This is a genomic window from Segatella baroniae DSM 16972 = JCM 13447, from assembly GCF_000426585.1.
Taxonomy (GTDB): Bacteria; Bacteroidota; Bacteroidia; order Bacteroidales; family Bacteroidaceae; genus Prevotella; species Prevotella baroniae.
Genome location: NZ_AUFQ01000001.1, coordinates 78626 through 96971, shown reverse-complemented (window position 1 = coordinate 96971; position 18346 = coordinate 78626). Strand labels below are relative to the sequence as shown.

The 18346-nt window shown below is 52.6% G+C and carries 14 protein-coding genes; 8 read left to right on the top strand and 6 right to left on the bottom strand.

Annotated elements, in window-relative coordinates:
* Positions 1–8 precede the first annotated feature (8 nt).
* The 6 genes from hisIE to K334_RS0100430 form a co-directional block, all read right to left on the bottom strand.
* A complete protein-coding gene (hisIE, locus tag K334_RS0100455; RefSeq protein WP_025880686.1) occupies positions 9–656 on the bottom strand; it encodes a bifunctional phosphoribosyl-AMP cyclohydrolase/phosphoribosyl-ATP diphosphatase HisIE in 648 nt (215 codons plus the stop codon).
* A gap of 22 nt (positions 657–678) precedes the next feature.
* The gene (gene hisF / locus K334_RS0100450) at positions 679–1446 is read right to left on the bottom strand and encodes an imidazole glycerol phosphate synthase subunit HisF (protein WP_027444356.1); all 768 of its coding nucleotides are present in this window, start codon (positions 1444–1446) and stop codon (positions 679–681) included.
* Positions 1443–2159: a 1-(5-phosphoribosyl)-5-[(5-phosphoribosylamino)methylideneamino]imidazole-4-carboxamide isomerase gene (hisA, locus tag K334_RS0100445; RefSeq protein WP_027444355.1), complete on the bottom strand. Its 717-nt coding sequence runs from the start codon at positions 2157–2159 to the stop codon at positions 1443–1445. Before hisA ends, hisF begins: the two co-directional genes overlap by 4 nt.
* A complete protein-coding gene (hisH, locus tag K334_RS0100440; RefSeq protein WP_021590558.1) occupies positions 2156–2746 on the bottom strand; it encodes an imidazole glycerol phosphate synthase subunit HisH in 591 nt (196 codons plus the stop codon). Before hisH ends, hisA begins: the two co-directional genes overlap by 4 nt.
* Positions 2747–2839: 93 nt before the next feature.
* Complete coding sequence (locus K334_RS0100435; protein WP_021590605.1) at positions 2840–3367, bottom strand: FHA domain-containing protein; 528 nt, start codon at positions 3365–3367, stop codon at positions 2840–2842.
* A 26-nt stretch (positions 3368–3393) separates the two neighbouring features.
* Positions 3394–4428, bottom strand: coding sequence for an HU domain-containing protein (locus K334_RS0100430; protein WP_154655510.1), 1035 nt, complete (start codon positions 4426–4428; stop codon positions 3394–3396).
* 358 nt (positions 4429–4786) lie between these two features.
* Between K334_RS0100430 and K334_RS0100425 the strand changes: the two genes are divergently transcribed.
* The 8 genes from K334_RS0100425 to K334_RS0100390 all read left to right on the top strand — a co-directional run bounded on the left by K334_RS0100425 (position 4787) and on the right by K334_RS0100390 (position 18254).
* Positions 4787–5605, top strand: a complete 819-nt coding sequence (locus K334_RS0100425) for a DUF4738 domain-containing protein (RefSeq protein ID WP_051218607.1) — start codon at positions 4787–4789, stop codon at positions 5603–5605.
* 734 nt (positions 5606–6339) lie between these two features.
* Positions 6340–7350 carry a hypothetical protein gene (locus K334_RS13170; protein ID WP_238318956.1) on the top strand — a complete coding sequence of 337 codons (1011 nt, stop codon included), beginning with the start codon at positions 6340–6342 and terminating at the stop codon, positions 7348–7350.
* A gap of 65 nt (positions 7351–7415) precedes the next feature.
* The gene (locus K334_RS0100415) at positions 7416–8774 is read left to right on the top strand and encodes a sn-glycerol-1-phosphate dehydrogenase (RefSeq protein ID WP_025880679.1); all 1359 of its coding nucleotides are present in this window, start codon (positions 7416–7418) and stop codon (positions 8772–8774) included.
* A gap of 81 nt (positions 8775–8855) precedes the next feature.
* Complete coding sequence (locus tag K334_RS0100410) at positions 8856–12113, top strand: SusC/RagA family TonB-linked outer membrane protein (RefSeq protein ID WP_238318955.1); 3258 nt, start codon at positions 8856–8858, stop codon at positions 12111–12113.
* Between the two features lie 26 nt (positions 12114–12139).
* A complete protein-coding gene (locus K334_RS0100405) occupies positions 12140–13915 on the top strand; it encodes a RagB/SusD family nutrient uptake outer membrane protein (RefSeq protein WP_025880677.1) in 1776 nt (591 codons plus the stop codon).
* 71 nt (positions 13916–13986) lie between these two features.
* Positions 13987–15234, top strand: a complete 1248-nt coding sequence (locus K334_RS0100400; protein ID WP_025880675.1) for a BACON domain-containing protein — start codon at positions 13987–13989, stop codon at positions 15232–15234.
* Between the two features lie 8 nt (positions 15235–15242).
* Positions 15243–16778, top strand: a complete 1536-nt coding sequence (locus K334_RS0100395; RefSeq protein WP_027444354.1) for a calcineurin-like phosphoesterase C-terminal domain-containing protein — start codon at positions 15243–15245, stop codon at positions 16776–16778.
* Between the two features lie 420 nt (positions 16779–17198).
* Complete coding sequence (locus tag K334_RS0100390) at positions 17199–18254, top strand: mannose-1-phosphate guanylyltransferase (protein ID WP_025880673.1); 1056 nt, start codon at positions 17199–17201, stop codon at positions 18252–18254.
* Positions 18255–18346 lie beyond the last annotated feature (92 nt).

Sequence of the window (18346 nt, the reverse complement as noted above, 5' to 3'; positions counted from 1 at the left end):
TTTCTTGATTAATCAATTTCCCCTTTGCTCTTGGCTGTTCGGCGCGTCTTGTCCCAATTGGGGTCGTGGCGCTTGCGAAGCTCCATGGCGACATCTTCAATCCGCAATCCCTTGTCCGTCAGCAGGACGAGGAGGTGGTAGAGCATGTCCGAAGCTTCGTATATCATCTTGTCGTTCGTTCCGGAAACGGCCTCTATCACCATTTCAAGTGCTTCTTCGCCAACTTTTTGGACGATTCTGTTCGTTCCTTTGTCGAACAGACTTGTCGTGTAGCTTCCTTCCGGCATTTTGACATGGCGTTTTTCTATAAAGTCCTGTAATTCTTTCAGGAACCAAACGGGATTGTACGAGTTGTCCTCTCCCCAGCAAGTACCTGTTCCCTTGTGACAGACGGGACCGTTCGGATGTACGCTGACGAGCAAAGTGTCGTGGTCGCAGTCTGCTTTGATGTCGACCAGCTTCAAGTAGTGCCCACTTGTTTCTCCCTTGGTCCACAGGCATTGGCGCGTGCGGCTCCAAAACGTAACTCGTCCGGTCTCCACCGTCATGCGATATGCCGCCTCGTTCATGAAACCAAGCATCAGGACGTTCTTGGTTGTGGCGTCCTGTATGATGGCAGGAACCAGGCCGCCCATCTTGTCGAAATCTATTGTCATGTCTTCGATGTGTTCAAGTTGATCAAATGGTTGTCCGCACGTTTATGCCTTCCTTGTGGAGGTAGTGCTTGAGCTCGGGGATTTTTATTTCACCCAGATGAAATGTGCCGGCAGCCAGGGCCGCGTCAGCCTTTCCCCTTGTAAATACGTCTCTGAAATGCGTCATGTCCCCCGCGCCACCACTTGCGATGATCGGCACGTCCACGATTTCGGCAAGCTCGGCCAAGGCCTCGTTGGCGAATCCTTGTTTGGCGCCATCGTGATCCATGCTCGTGAAGAGGATTTCACCGGCACCTCTGTCTGCGGCTTCCCGGGCCCACTCGAACAAACTTCTGTCCGTTCGCTCGCGTCCGCCCTTTATATAGCAGCGCCAGCCGTCCGGCTCCTGCCGGGCGTCAATGGCGCAGACACACACCTGCGAACCATAATGGCTGGCAATCTCGTCGATCAGTTGCGGGCGCAGGAGAGCCGCGCTGTTGACGCTTACCTTATCGGCACCCGCGTTTAAAAGGCTTTCTACGTCATACAGTTCGTTGATTCCTCCGCCAACGGTGAAAGGAATGTTCAGTTCAGCAGCCACGCGTGACACCATCTCTTTGAAAGTCTTGCGGCCTTCGGCACTGGCCGTAATGTCCAAGAACACCAATTCGTCGGCTCCGGCCTCGCTGTAGGCTTTGCCGAGAGCCACGGGATTGCCGACACGGCGCAAGTGGATGAAGTTCGTTCCCTTGACGGTGTCCCCATCCTTCACGTCCAGACAGGGTATAATGCGTTTGACCAATCCCTTCATAGTCCCAATCCTTTTACATTTATCTTTCCCTCATAGAAAGCCTTGCCAAAGACGACGGCCGGAATACCTTCGCTCTCCAGCAATTCAATGTCTGCATTGCCGGAGATTCCTCCACTGGCAATCAGGTGAATGTGAGGGAACTCGTTCATGATTTCCTTGTATAGTTTGACAGCCGGCCCTTGGAGTGTACCGTCTTTGTCAATGTCCGTGCAGAGAATGTTGGTGAATCCCCATTTTACAAATGGGCGTAGGAAAGGAATAAGCTCCTGTTCGGAGTCTTCTGTCCAGCCGTTGATGGCAACCTTGCCGTTTCTGACATCGGCACCCAATATACATCTGTCGGCTCCATATCGGTCGCCCCATTGGCGCAGTAGGTCGGGGTTCGTGACGGCGACGCTGCCAACCGTCACCATTTGCGCGCCGGCTTCAAAGACCTTTTCCATGTCTTCGGATGTCTTGACGCCTCCTCCGAAATCCACTTTCAGACGAGTGGCGCGGGTTATCTCCTTTAGAATGCCGTTGTTTACGACATGTTTTGACTTGGCACCGTCCAAGTCTACGACATGCAGCCTGCTGAATCCCAACGTCTCTAATCGAAGAGCCACGGCGACGGGATCTTCGTCATAGACCTTCTGCCGCTCGTAATCCCCTTGCATGAGGCGTACACAGCGGCCCCCGATGATGTCTATTGCCGGAATCAGCTCTATTTTCATAACTCGACAAAGTTTTGTAAAATCAATTCCCCCGTCTTTCCGCTTTTCTCGGGATGGAATTGGCAAGTGTAAAAATTATCTTTGTGCATGCACGCAGAGTAGGGGAGTATGTACTCTGCCGTCGCGATGGTGTGTTCGCAGAGCGGCACATAATAGCTGTGCACAAAGTAGACATAGGGATGGGCACCCAGATTTGCAAGCAGTGGATTCTCTGTGGTTGTGATTTCCTGCCACCCCATGGCCGGAACTTTGTCCTCATGGCGGAGTGGATGGAATTTCTTCACCACGGCGTCAAAAACGCCGATGCACTCGGCGTCGCCTTCTTCCGAATGTCTGCAAAGCAACTGCTGGCCGACGCAAATCCCCAGTACGGGCTGTCTTAGGTTCTTTAAAACTACGTCCAAACGGTTCCGCCTGAGACAGGCCATCGCTTCTTTGGCATTGCCCTGTCCCGGGAAGATGATTTTGTCGGCCTTGCCCAGCAACTCCGGATTGTCTGTGAGCGTCGGCTCTATTCCAAGCCGTCGTAGTGCATTCGTTACGGAGTAGATGTTGCCGGCATTGTATTTTACAACAGCAATATTCATTGAGCTAAAGATAACTTTTAGATTAAAGAAAGATTGCTCCTTTTTGTGTACGTTTGGAAAGTGATGTGTATAAAAGCAACATGGAGCCGGGGTTTATTCTTCCCCAACTCCTCTGAGAATGACGCTCGTAGCCCCAATCGTAAACAATGTTCCGTCCTCAATGACCCTCCGTTCTTTGTCGGCCAGGATTTCATTGTCGACAAAGGTGCCTGTGTAGCTGGGACCGTCGCGCAGCACATAGCGTAATTTCCCCTTTTTGTCGTGGCTCACGTTGATGAAGCAGTGCGTTATGTCAATGCTCGGGTCATTGGTCTCTATCGGGCAGTTGATTTTTTGCCCCTTCATGTATCTCCCAATGCCGTTGTCTCCCAAATGCAGAGGGATTACCTGTTTGTAGTGGAAGACGTTTTCGATGACGACGATGGAGCCGTAGCCGCCTTCGTTGGCTTGTTCGTCCGGAGTGTCCTCTCTCTGGATGTTCCTCAACTTGGAGACTCCCAGTCGAATGCCAAACTGTTTGCCACAATCCGGACATTGAAAGACCAGCGACTGGCCGTCATTATATTTCGTTTCATCAAAAGTTATGAAGTTGTCACATTTGGGGCAGCGTACTCGTTTCATGTCGCTAAAGATGTAAAAGAATCAGTCTATTTGATACATGTCACCCAGCAGTCCTCAAAGTCTTTGGTCTCACGCATCTTGTTCGCCATCCGATATGCTTCATTCTCTGTGGAGAAGTGTCCATATACAACTTTCACGTTGTTTTTGGTGACAATCACCTGTGTGTCGTGATAGCCTTTGTCGCGTAGACGTTCGGCAAAGGCAGACGCGTTGCCCTTGCTCACTTTGCTGGCCAAGACCAAGGTGAAATAAGGTGACGGCATGGCGGCTTCTTGCACTGCGGGCTTCGGCTGTTTCGAACTCGTCGTTTGCTTCTCCGGCTTGGGCGCGGAAAGCTTCATGTCGGTGGGCGTCGTGCTAACGCTCTGTGGCAAAATCTGATAGAGCAGTCGGGTGTCAATCCCCCCGCGTCTCATGGCGGTCTGTTTGTTGTTGTCAAGCGGGGTGGAAACGAGAATCATTACGACAACGGCTATGCAGGCCGCAGCCACATTGCGCAACACATGGAAGGCAAGGTTCGTCGCCTTGTTTCGGCCTTCGCCCACTTCCTCTGTGTCCGAGTCGTCTGTGACGGCAGCTTGGGGCGTGGCTATGGAAGTAGACTTTAGGAGGCTGCCTGCACTGCTTTCGACAGGGCTGGCGTTCGCTTTTCCGACTTCTTTCTGTAGGGAAAGGCTCAATGGGGGGAACTCGAACGACGACAGTCCATAGAGTCCGGGGGTCAGTAATCCGGATTCACAAGGTATGAATTCATAATTGCCGTCGTAGTTCAACGTAATCTTGCCAATGTCCGAAAAATCACATTCGCCTTCCGTGTTGAGCTTTTTCTTGAGTTGGTTCACTTCCGTCTCTATGCGCTTGAGCGCTTCGGGATAGCTGATGTCGTAGCATTCCACATAAGACTGCACCAAAAGCGAATCGTTGATTCTCAGTTGAGGATTGAAACCGATGGTCCGTATGGGCGGCAGAAACGAATTGTCTCTGTCGTCATACCTTGCCGGCACATAATGAGTCGTAAATCCTCCAAAACCAGGAATGATGACGCATTCATTATGGAGCAAAAGAATTTCTATGTGTTTGTCAATCTCAATCACGAATGCAAAAGTAAGCTTTTTCTTCTGAAATGGCAAGCGTTTCTTTAAAAAATAGCTGCGCTTGTCTTTTTTTGATTTTATTATTTTGCAAACTCGTTTTTATCCATTATTTTTGTCGTAATTAAACGATGATAAGGCAACATTTACAAAGGAAATGTCGCGTTTCGTGGCGTTTTTTATTTATGGTTACATTATTATAAAATGGAAATGACAATTGTTGGTACGATGTGTATCGGTTGGGTGCGTGACGTTTGTTTTGCCGGTTATGAACTTGCGGAGGGCGGATTCGATTGTCATGGCATTGATTTAAAGTAATGGACTGCGTATGAAGAGATTTGTTCATTTGAAGGGAATGTGGGCGTTCCCGCTGTTGGGATGCCTTCTGGCTCTCCTGTTTTCTTGTACTGAACGTGCAAGTTCCACGGCGCAGTACCCTCGGGAGAACCAAAAGGCCAAGTCCATGTTGCAAGGTGTTTGGATGAATGAAGACGATGAAAGCCTGGCTTTCCGGGCCAAGGGCGACACCATTTATTATCCCGATTCGACTTCCATCCCCGTGTACTTCAGGATTTTGGGCGACACCTTGCTCATGGGGCCCGTCGACGACGCAGCGACGTATGCCATCGTCCAGCAGACGCCCCATCTCTTCGCGTTTAAAAATCAGAATGGTGATGTCGTGCGGCTCGTGAAGACGGAAGACCGCTCCTACCTGGCGCAGTTCGAGCAGGCCAAGAGTCTTTCGATCAACCAAAACAAGCTGATCAAGAGGGATTCGGTCATCATATATGGTACAGACCGCTATCATTATTATATCCAGGTGAACCCTACTTCTTACAAGGTGGTGAAGGACACCTACAACAGTGATGGGGTGGAAGTGGGGAATGTTTATTTCGACAACATCGTCCACTTGAGCCTGTTCCGTGGCGCCAGGCAGTTGTTTTCAAAGGATTTCCGCACGCAGGACTTTTCCAGGCTCGTGCCTTCGGGCACTCTGCGTCAAAGCTTGTTGAGCGACTTGCGCTATCGGCGCACCGACACTTCGGGCTTTCACTTCATGGCCTATGTCGTGGTGCCTGACAGTCCCACAAGTTATCTGATTGAAATAACGGTCTCGTTCTCCGGCGAAATGCAGATGAAGGTCTGACTCTACAGGCATGTTGCTTGTGAAAAACGGCTTTTGTGCCTTGTCTTCGTGAAGGAAGACAGGGCGGTTGTCCATCGTTGGTTGGGAATCGGTGGCCGGTCATGTCGCAAAAGGTCGGAAACGGTTTTCCAAAAGGGCAGCTTTGACGTTTCAATAAGGCAGCTTTGGCTTGGCGAAAGGCCTGCTTTTGGAACGTGAAAGGCCTGCTTTGGCAGAGCAATGGCTGTGCTTTTGAAAAACAATCGCGGCGCGGCCGTCCGGCACCAGGCGGAGATGGGCGTGGCATGGCTCCACAGCCGGACTGTCCATACAGGCCGGACGTCGTCCTGCCGGCCTGCTTGCAGGGTATGACGGACAGGCCGCTTGCGGGCAAAGCCGGGCGTTGCCGACCTATTTGACAAGCGACTATGTTAAAAATAAATAACTGGGTTAAATTAATTTGCTTTTTCCATGACGAATATATAACTTTGTTTCGCAATGAAAGATTATCCGTTTTGTTTGTCTCGCTTATGAAACAGCAATTACTTCGTTTGTGAAAAAAGAATATGTGTATGAAAGCTGAATCTAATCTAAATGTGGAAAGAAGTCCGCTTTGGCTTTTTTTTATTTGTGGAGTCGTGTTGGGACTCTTGTTGGCATACTCTCTTCCCGCAGCGGCCGGGCCCGGCACTGGATTTCTGCCGGACAGCATTCCCGTCAAAAGGCAAGGAAACTTCCACATCCAGGGGCTTGCCATGGATAAGGAACATCGTTATTTCTATCTTTCCTACACCACGCAACTCGTGAAAATGGATATGGACGGGCGTGTCGTCGGCTCGGTCAGCGGCCTGTTGGGCCATCTGGGATGTATTGCCTACAATCCGCAGGACGGCAAGGTCTATGGTTCGCTGGAATACAAGAACGACGAGATCGGGCGCGACATCAACGACAGAAGTGTCGGCAGTCGAGAGTCGGCCACCCGGTTTTATGTGGCGGTTTTCGATGTGGACAAAATCACGCATGCGGGAATGGACGGCTTGCGCGACAGCGTCATGCGCACGATATGTCTCCCCACGGTGAAGAAACTTTACGAAGGCTCCGCCACCGTCGATGGGACGGAGCACAAGCATATATATGGTTGCAGTGGAATCGACGGCATAACCTTCGGACCTCGATTCGGCAGGAAGGGTGGCGCGACATTTCTTACGGTGGCGTTGGGAATCTATGGCGACATACAGCGCACCGACAACGATTATCAGGTGCTGTTGCAGTATCCCTGGCCCGCCGCCATGCGCCACGCCCGTCCGCTCAATCAGGAGCGCATGCACACGGATGGGCCGGCAAAGCCTGCGGCCACTTATTTCGCCTATACGGGCAACACGACCTACGGCGTGCAGAACCTGGAATACGACCCCGGGTCCGACCAGTGGTTCATGGCCGTATATAAAGGTAAGAAGAATCAGTTCCCAAATTATCAGCTCTTTGCCATCGACAACACCGTGAAACCCCATCGGCAACAGCTTGTGGGGCATGGCGGCGAACGCGGACTTGTCGTGAAACTCAGCAAGGCAGGCCTGTACGACGCTGCCACGGGCGTGTATGGATGGCGGTTCCCCTATGGAAGCATGGGCATGCAGTCCATGGGCGACGGCCATTTCTATTTTTTCCATCCTGACAAGAATGGCAAAGTAGGGCATAGTGGCTGGCTTGAACTTTACCGCTACGCGCCTGACACGCGGAAACCTTTTGTCAGCGTGCGGCCTTGATACATCTTTTTATAGGAAAATACAGAACAATCATCAATATAAAACCTTAAATAAAGACAAAAATCATGAGTAAAAGCTTGGACTTGGCCCTTGAAAAGGCTACTCAGACCCATGCCCTCGTCCTCAGACAAGGGGCGATCGAAGAGGCGGCGGATGTCTTCCGGAGATTCTTTCCCGACAAGAGAGCCGTCGTGATAGCCGACAAGACCACCTTCGGTGTCGCAGGCAACGCTGTCGACACCATGCTGCGCGCGGAAGGAGTCTTGACGGACGCCCCTGTCATCCTCGATTATCCCGACATGCACGCAGAGTGGAAGTACATTGAAATCCTCGATGGCATTCTTGCCGAAACCAACGCAATTCCGATAGCTGTCGGCTCCGGAACCATCAACGACCTTGTGAAGCTGTCGTCATTCCATAGCAACCGCCGCTACATGGTCGTTGCCACGGCCGCTTCCATGGACGGATATGTCGCATTCGGGGCTTCCATCACGAAGGATGGATGCAAGACCACATTCCCATGCACGGCCCCCATCGCCATCGTAGCCGACATTGATGTCATCTCCAAGGCTCCTGCCGACATGACGGCCAGCGGCTATGCGGACCTTTTTGCCAAGGTGCCTGCGGGTGCCGACTGGATTGTCGCCGACGCCATAGGCGTGGAGCCTGTCGATCCGGTGTCGTTCTCCATCGCGCAGGACGGATTGCACGATGCGCTTTCCAATCCGCAAGGCGACCGCGAAGGCCGTCCTGAAGAAATCGCCAAGCTCGTGGAAGGGCTTTTGCTCGGCGGATTTGCCATGCAGGCCTATCCCAAATCGAGCAGACCGGCCAGCGGAGCCGATCATCAGTTTTCCCATCTGCTCAACATGCAGCATTATGTGATGGCCGACGGCAAGGCCCCTTCGCACGGCTTTCAAGTCGCGTTGGGCACCTTGGCGTCGCTTTTCTTCTATCGTGAGTTGCTCAAGACCGATGTCGAGGCCATAGACGTGGAAGCTTGCGTGAGGAATTGGCCCGGCCTGGAAGAACAGGAACAGGAAGCTGTCCGCATGTTTCAAGGCACAGACTTCCCCATGCTTGGTGCCACGGAAGTGAAAGCCAAGTATGTAGACCATGAAGGCCTGCGGCGCGAGCTGACCGCATTCAAGGAGAAGTGGCCGGCGACCCGACAGCGGCTCGAACGCCAACTCATTCCCGTGGAAGAGGCGATGCGCCGTTTGCAGCTTGTTGGCGCGCCGACCCGGCCGGAAGATATCGGGCTCACGCGTCGGCGCATGCGCGACAGCGTCATTCTCGCCCAGAAGATTCGGCGGCGTTATACCATTCTCGACCTGGGACTTCGCACGTGTCTGCTCGACAAATGGACGGAAGCGCTGTTCGGCAAGGACGGAATATGGGAAATAAAAGAAGATTGTCGCTAAATATCCTATCACATCAATTTAACTGAATACGCAATGAAGATATATAAAAATGCGGTAAGGAATGCAAAATGCTTCCGATTCATGGCTCTTTTGGCATTATTGATTAGTGCGATGGCCGTTCAGGCCCAGTCCATGATTAAAGGTACAGTAACTGACTCCAATGGCAATCCGCTCATCGGCGTCACCGTGCAAAACACTTCTACAAAGCAGGGAGCCGTCACCGACATCGACGGAAACTTTTCGGTCCAGGCCAAGCGGGGAGACCTGCTGCGCGTGTCGTATGTGGGATATTTGGCGCAGAGCCTGCGTGTCTCGGGAGGCCGTATGGCCGTTACGCTGAAGGAGAATGTCAGCTCGCTCGACGAGCTTGTCGTGGTGGGCTATGGCGTCCAAAAGAAGAGAGACATCGTGGGTGCCATAGACAAAGTCTCGGGCGACGTGGTGGAGAACCGCGCCAATGCCAACATAACGCGCTCGCTGCAAGGACAGATTCCCGGGCTCACCATCACCCAGACAGACGGACGCTCCACCCGAGGAGGCGGCATTCACATTCGCGGCAACGTGAACTCCATTGGAGCCGGTGGCTCTGCGCTGGTGCTTGTCGATGGCGTGGAAGGAAGTCTCTCCCAAGTCAATCCCGATGATGTAGAGAGCGTGTCGGTGTTGAAAGACGCGTCGTCGGCAGCCGTCTACGGAGCACGTGGAGCTTTCGGCGTCATTCTCGTCACCACGAAAAGTGCAAAGGCAGGCAAGACGGTTGTGAAATATTCCGGACAAGTGTCGCTCGTGCAGCGCACGGTAAAGTATGACGTCGTCACCAATGGACTGCAGTGGACCAATGACTTCTATGAATCCTACATGGGCTATCGGGGAACCGAGCCCAGTACGATCAACAATGTGTTCAATGCCCATAACAGGAGTTGGAGCGAATGGTATTCGGAATTGCAGCGGCGCAATGCCAATCCCCTGCTAGAAAAGCAGCGCACCAATGACAACGGCTACTACGAGTATTACGGCAACACTGACTGGTTTGGCGCCGTTTATCGCAACAACAATTTCGCCACCCAGCACAATGTCTCCATCAGTGGCGGTTCGGACCGTGCAACCTATTACGTCAGTGGCAGATACAACGGCAACAATGGTATCTACAAGGTCGGCAACGAAAAGTTCAACCGCTACAACGTCCGTGCGAAAGGCATGTTGAAGATCAATCGCTGGCTCCGCCTGGAGAACAACACCGACATATTCTTGCAGGACTATCATGAGCCTATCGTCATGTACGCCTACGACCGCAACAACCTGGACACTCGAATACCCATCCAGCGGCAGATAGAGACGCAGGGATTCCCCGTCGCCACTCTCCGCAACACTGACGGCACTTGGACGCAGGCTGCCGTGTACACGGGCTATGCGGGATTTGCCGAAGGCACTTCATGGCGGCAAAACAAATGGGCCAACGTCACGAATACGACGTCTCTCTATGCCGATATCATGAAAGACGTGCTCGTCGCCAAAGCGGACTTCACCTACAAACGCAGTCACCAGCGACGCGAGCAAGTCGGCAATATCTACGACGCCATGATCTCGCCCACCGAAAAATGGTCTTGGTACAACTACAGTCATCTGGAGCATCGTTACTATGATACGGAGTACATGGCTGGAAGCGCCACCCTTACCTACACTCCGAAACTTCTCGGCGGTCATAATTTCAAGGCGATGGGAGGCTGGAACCTCGAACAGGAGATGTATCGTTCCACACGTGTCATGCGTCAGGGATTGCTTATGCCCGACATGCCTAACTTCAATTTCACGGATGGAGACGCTTATTACATCAACGACAATGGCTCCTACGACTGGGCTTTCGTAGGCCTTTTCTATCGCTTGAACTACAACTGGAAAGGTCGTTATCTGTTTGAGACAAGCGGCCGCTACGACGGCAGTTCCAAATTCCCGACCAACCAGCAGTGGGGATTCTTTCCTTCCGCCTCTTTGGGATGGCGCATCAGCGAAGAACCTTGGATGGAGTCTTTGCGCAAGCGCTTCCTCGACAATCTCAAGCTGCGTGTCTCGATAGGAGAGGCCGGCAATGGGCTTGTGTCTCCCTATCAGTATCTGTCGACCATGAGCGTCAGCCGCGGCACCAGCATCATCAATGGGAAACTTGCCAACTACACGCAGGCTCCGGCACCTGTGCCAAGTGGGCTTACCTGGGAAAAGGTCATCACCTACAATCTGGGTGTCGACATCGACATGTTCAAGAATCGCTTCACCTTCTCCTTTGATATATATCGCAAGAACACGAAAGACATGTATGTCGTCGGCGACGAACTCCCCGCGGTGTATGGCAACAGCGCCCCCAAGGGCAACAATGCGGACATGCGTACCGACGGATGGGAAATCAGTCTTGGGTGGAGAGACCGTGTCATGGTGGCCGGAAGCCCCCTCAGCTACCATGTCAAGGCGGCCTTGTGGAACGCCAGCAGCAAAATCACCAAATACACGGCTACGACGAATACCATCACCTCATATTATAAAGGTAAGGAAGTTGGCGAAATATGGGGCTTCGACTGCCTTGGCTTCTTCCAGAGCAAAGAGGATGTGCAGAACTCTCCCGACCAGAGCTGGCTGCACAACTACAACCGGTCGGGTCAGGTGTGGGAAGCCGGCGACTTGAAGTTCAGAGATGTCAAGAAGGACAATAAGATAGATATTGGCAACAACACGCTGGAAGACCACGGCGACCTTGTCAAGATAGGCAACACCACCCCCCGCTATTGCTACAGCTTCAGCTATGGGGCAGAGTGGAAGGGAATCGGGCTTTCCATGTTCTGGCAGGGTGTGGGCAAACGCGACTGGTATCCCAACACCGAGGCCGGCCTCTTCTGGGGCAACTATGGTCGCGTCTATGGTTACGACCTGCCTTGGCACAATTCCGCCAACCGTGCGGGAGTCGACGAGGACGGCAATATCACCAACCCAACGGCTTATTGGCCCCGCTTGCGTGGTTACATAGCAGAGGACAGCAAGGGGACGCTTGCCCGCACGAACAACCGCTATCTGCAGAACGCGGCCTACCTGCGCCTGAAGACTGTCAGCTTGTCCTACACTTTCCCGAAAGCTTTTGTTTCAAAGATAGGGCTCAGCAACCTGATGGTCTACGTCTCCGGCGAGAACCTGCTTACCATCACGCCCTTGCACAAGTGGGCCAAGAATTTTGACCCGGAGGTCATCAGTGCTGGTGACGCCTCGGGATGGAACGGACAGACCGGTGTGGCGGGAGACGGCTACAGCTATCCCATGCTCAAGAGTCTGTCCTTGGGTCTCAATATCGCTTTCTAATCACTAACACATAGAAATCAAATCTTATGAAAAAGATATATATATGTTTGGCGCTTGCCGCGTTGTTCTGCAGTTCTTGTGACGACTACTTGGACAAGCGGCCCATCGCCAGAATGGATTCCGAGAAGTTTTTTGCCAATGAAGAGCAACTCCAGCTGTATGCCAACGGGCTGTATCTCAATATGACACCTGGGGCCGAGGAGCTGACAACAGGCGGGTCTACGTGCGACTACTTGGCTCGCAACACCACCACCGCCCTCCTTCAAAAGAACTTCACTGCAAGCCAGATGTCCGGTTGGACGATAGGCGCATGGAAAGACCTCTTCCGTGTCAACTATTTTCTGGAGCACATGGACAAGGCCGCATGCCCCCCCGAGGTGGTCAACCACTACCGTGGTATCGCCCGGTTCTGGCGTGCCCTCTTCTATTTCGATAAAGTGAAGACTTATGGCGACGTGCCTTGGTACAACCATACGATAGACGCGAAGGACACGACGGCTCTCTACAAGCTTCGCGACGACCGTGAAGTCGTGATGGACAGCGTGTTGCGGGACATAAACTACGCCTGTGACCATATCGTCAACCGCAGTGAGACGACCGTCACGCCATGGATGGCTCTCGCCGTAAAGTCTCGTATATGTCTCTTTGAGGGCACTTATCGGAAGTACCACGCCGTGAATCCCTCCACCGGGCAACCCTGGAAGGAGCAGGACGCATCCCAAAGGTATCTCAAGGACTGCATCGACGCGTCGGAAAAGATCATCAACTCCGGGCAGTTCAGTCTCTATAATACGGGAAACCCGGAAAGCGATTACCGGCACGTCTTCCAGCAGGAGACACCCGTCAGGCAAGAGGTGATTTGGGCAAAGGAGTATAGCGCAGACCTCAGTTCGCTCCACAACCTTACTCAAATCTTTGTGTCGTCGGGCAACCTGTCGAACCGTTGGTCGCCCACCCAGGAGTTTGTCAACACCTATCTCAATCGAGACGGCAGCCGATTCACCGACGCGTCCGACTATGCCACCAAGACATTCGCGCAAAACTGTAGCAACCGCGACTGCCGGTTGGCGCAGGAAATCATGGCCCCAGGCTATTCGAAGGCCAGCAACAATGGTGTGCAAATCCCAACCAGCCCCAATTGGAGTGTAACGATGACCGGGTATCAGGTGATCAAGTACAATATGGACGGGACATATTATGAGGTGACCAATCATTGCAGCAACGCGATACCCATCATCCGCTACGCGGAAATCCTCCTGAACGTGGCCGAGGCCAAGGCCGAACTGGGGCAAATGACGGAGAAGGTCTGGAATCAAACCATACGGCCAATCCGCGAACGCGCCGGTGTCAATGGCGGTGCGCCTGCAACGGCAGACCCTTATCTCGTGAACTATTATAACAATATGGTGAGCGACAAGTGGATTTTGGAAATCAGAAGGGAGCGGGCCATAGAGCTTTTCTTCGAAGCTGCGGGAATGCGCTACGACGATCTCATGCGATGGAAAGAAGGTGAGATGCTGGTCAAGAGCCAAAGCTCCATCTATATAGGTGAGAAAGGCCGTGCGGTAGACTCCGACGGGGATGGCAAGCCCGACCTCATGGTCGTGGACAAGGCCCCGGGCAAGAAAGACAAGAACATCACCTACATCGACTTGAGCAAGACCCGTTTCTATACTTTTGAGGACGGTCGTCTGTACGTCGCCAACAACAACGTCTGGGAAAACAGGAAATACTTGCATCCCATTCCAACGGCGGCGCGGGTCAAGAATCTCAATCTCAAACAGAACGACGGATGGGAATGAGCCCATGGCTCCCATCCGACGCTTTGGAATCAAAGAAAACTTTTGATAAAACACTTTAGCAGCAAATCAGTATGAAAAAATACAGCATATTCAAATATGTAGTGTGCGTCATGACACTCATGGCTGTCCTGGTGTCGTGCAGCGACAGCAGCGAGTCGATTCTTCTTGGAAGTGACGACCAGCTGCATTTCTCCAGTGCGGAAGACGGCCGCAACTTCACCGTATGTGCAACGGGCGCATGGCAGATAACGACCGACGCCCAATGGCTATCGTTCAGCAAGAGCAACGGGGAAGGCGACGGACAGACGCGTGAGCAGATTGTCATCACCGCCGCCCGCAACACGGGAACGGCACGACAGGCTTCCTTCCAGCTGACCGCCGCGGGGAAGACGCTCACCGTGACCTGCGACCAGGAGGAAGGACGGCCTTTCACCTGGGGGGCGCCCAGCCTTTCCTCTTCACTACAGGTGGGACATCCTGCCACCGGCCTGACAGTCAACATTCCTTATGAGTATGGTTACAAGGGGATGAAGTTCACGCTCCACGCCAGTTTCAGCGGTGAAGCCTCCGAGGGACTGAGCATGGAAGACGAAATCGTCACGCTCGACGCGGCCACCGGCATTCTTTCCCTGCCTCTTGGCGGGACACCGGTCAAGTCGGGCCAGCTGACCATCACGATTCAGGCCGACCAGGCCGACGTTGCGGCAGTAAGCTTGGACGCCAAGGTCAGCGATTGGATTATCCTTGAGCAGCATTTCGACCTTTGCATCTATGGTGGAGATTTCGTTGCGGGACACCCCGGAACCATGCCGAAGTGGGCCAAGGACGACGAAGGAAAGAACATCTTGCCCGATCCGCTCGGCGAGTTGCAGAAGCGCACGGCCAACCAGGACGGTTCCAACGACCTCTTTGCCACCATGGCCCACTCCTATCTTGTCTCCAAGGGGCTTGAGGGATGGGAAGGCTCCAAGGTCTATGAGCGCCCGGGATACATCAAGCTTGGGACTGCAAGTGCAGTCGGAAAGGTCACGACTCCCGCCCTCGAAGCGCTTGGCACGGGCAAGAGCGACGTAGAGGTTTCGCTCAGAGTGGCCGAGTGGTTCGAGGAAGAGGGTGGAAGCCTTGCCATCAGTCTGGAAGGTTCAGGCACTCTTTCCGTCACGAAGTATGTCTACAAGCACAAGAAAACCAAGGGCGGCAGCGAATGGGAGGACGTGAAGTTCACGATTCGCGACGCTTCTGCCGACACGCGCCTCGTCTTTACGACCAAGGGCAACAAGCGGTTTGCCATCGACGACATTGTCATTTCAAAAAAATAATCAAGGATATGAAAATCAAATTCAAGAATCTTCTCGTGCTGTCGCTGCTGGTCATGCTGGCTTTTCCGCTCGTTTCATGCGGCTCACCCAACGACACGCCGTCTCCCACGCCACCCAATGGCGGTGGCTCTGAAACCTTCAAGCCGGACGCCGGCAACGACCTCTACGGGCAGCTTGTCGACGACAAGGGACAGGGGGTGGCCGGTGTGGTGGTGAGCGACGGCTTTCAGAGCGTCGTCACCAATGCCAAAGGCTGGTATCAGATGAAACGCCACGGCGGAGCGCTGTATGTGAACTATTCCATTCCAAAGGGATACAAGGCCAGTTCCACGGCTTTCTACAAAACGCTGAAGAGCGGTGAGCAACGATATGACTTCAAACTGACCAAACTGAATGACGACGAGAACCATTTCAACCTGCTCGTCATGGCCGACCCGCAGGTGAAAAGCAACCGCGACGCGGAGCGGTTCCGCACGGAGACTATGCCCGACGTCAAGCAGACCGTGGACAACAGCAAGCTGCCCATCTACGGACTCTGTCTCGGCGACATCGTGGACGAAGGCCATGTTGAATTGATGAACTCCATGCGGGTGCTCATGCAGTCGACTTCCATGCCCATGTTTGTGGCCATAGGCAACCACGACAAGGAGACGGGCAAGACTGGAAACGACATCACGAAAACCTACCGTGAGAATTTCGGCCCCCTCAATTACTCGTTCAACCGCGGCGACGTCCACTTCGTCTGCCTGGACAACATCCTCTACAACTCCACCAAGGACTACAAGGGCGGTATCACCGACGAGGTGTTGGCATGGATGAAAAGCGACTTGAAGCATGTGTCGAAAGACAAGATGGTCATCGTCTATTACCACATACCATGGCGGGAGACGAACCACAAGAACCGCACGCAGATGATGGAGCTTCTCAAGGGCTACGCCAATCTGCTCATGCTCTCGGGGCACACCCACTATCAGGAGAATTTCCATGGCAATCAGCCCTACACCTTCGCGGAGCGCATTCACGGAGCGGCATGTGGCGCATGGTGGCACTCCAACATCTGCGGAGAAGGCACGCCAAACGGCTATCAAGTGTATGAGATAAAAGGCAGCAAAGTCGTCAACAACTACTACAAAAGCACCAAGTACGACCAGAGTTTCCAAATCAGGCTGCATCGTGGAGACGGCTCTTGGGGCGGTGAACACGGCATGTTCGGCTATGGGCTGAGCAAGGACTTCGTCGTCGCCAATGTATGGAACTACGACACGAACTGGAAGATACAGGTGTATGAAGATGGCGTCTTCAGTGGCGACATGACCTTGTCGTATGCCGACTATTTCAATACCGACGCATGGTCGCAGGCCTATCACATCGGTGTCGTCAATCGCAATCCCACCAACTATAGCCAGAAGTCCACCCATGATTTCGTCTACAAGCTGAAGAATCCCAACGCCAAGGTGCGCGTGGTGGCCATCGACAACTATGGCAACCAGTATGAGCAGACGACTTTCACCGAAGACCTGGAGTCGGCACATGTCTATAAATAGGTAAAACGCCTATAGGCGACCGCAACAACAAGGCGCAAGCCTGTGCAACTCAACCGTATGAGTCTGCACAGGCTTGTACTTTTTTATACGATTTCCGCTCGACTTTTTCGACATCGCCCACTTGTGGTGATACAATGGCGTGCCTGTTAGAAATCAACCGCTGTCCTTTTACATTGCAAAAGCTGCCTTTTCACCGCATCATCGCAGTGCTTTTACTCGATAAAAGGACTGCTTTGGGAAAAGCGGCGCAGGACGGTTGCAAAAAGCCAAGTGCTTGTCAAAGGCCACTCGTGCCACATTCCATATCGCTTTTTCAAGCATTTGGAGGCTATAGAAGCCCATTGTTTCAATTTAATTGGCAGAAATTAGGTTTGTCAAACAAAATTTGCTATCTTTGGCCTAATTATTATTTATTTTGATATGAACAACCACTTGGTAATTATGGCTGGGGGAGTAGGGAGTCGTTTCTGGCCGATGAGCTCTTCTGATAAGCCAAAACAGTTTATAGACGTTTTGGGAGTAGGAAAGACATTGCTCCAACTGACACTCTCCAGATTCAAGGGCATTTGCGATTCGTCCAATGTTTGGATTGTCACGAACAAGAAGTATTTCGACATCGTCAGAAAACAGCTCCCCGAAGTGCGGGAAGACCACATTCTGTTGGAACCCTGTAGGCGCAACACCGCTCCCTGCATTGCCTACGTCAGTTGGAAAATCAAGTCACAAGACCCCAATGCCAACGTCGTAGTTACGCCGAGCGACCACATCGTGACCGACGAGGTGGAGTTCAGACGGGTTGTTTCTTCATGCCTGAATTTTACGTCGGAAACCGACGCCATCATAACTTTGGGAATGCGCCCGACACGTCCCGAAACAGGATTTGGCTACATACAAGCTGACTTGTCCGCACGTTCTCCGAGAAACAAGGAGGTGTTCAGGGTTGATTCTTTCAGGGAAAAACCGGATTTGGAAACAGCCAATCGCTATATAAAACAAAACAATTATTTCTGGAACGCGGGCATTTTCATTTGGAGTGTCGAGACGATTGTGAATGCGTTTAGGGTGTACCAGCCTTCCATATCTAAAGTCTTTGAACGCCTGCTTCCCGTCTATGGTACTCCGGAAGAGCAGGTTCTCATCGACGAACAGTATCCGGAATGCGAGAACATTTCGGTCGATTACGCCATCATGGAGAAGGCGGAAGAAATCTTTGTGTGTCCCGCAAACTTTGGATGGAGCGATTTGGGTACGTGGGGGAGCCTTATGATGCACTCCCATAAAGACTTGTATGGAAACTGTGCCATCGGTCCGAACATAGAATTTCATGACAGCCATAATTGTATCGTTCACGCGACGCAGGCAAAAAGGGTCGTGGTGGAAGGCTTGGAGGGATTCATTGTGGCGGAGAAAGACGGAACGCTGCTGATTTGCCGTTTGAGCGAGGAGCAGCGTATCAAACAGTTTGCGTCCGAATAAGTCGACAGCGTGCGCATTGTCATCCATTAAGCGGAGGGAAAGAGAGTGTAAAGTAAACTGTGTCAGGTCGGTTCATAGGGGCATAGCCTTGG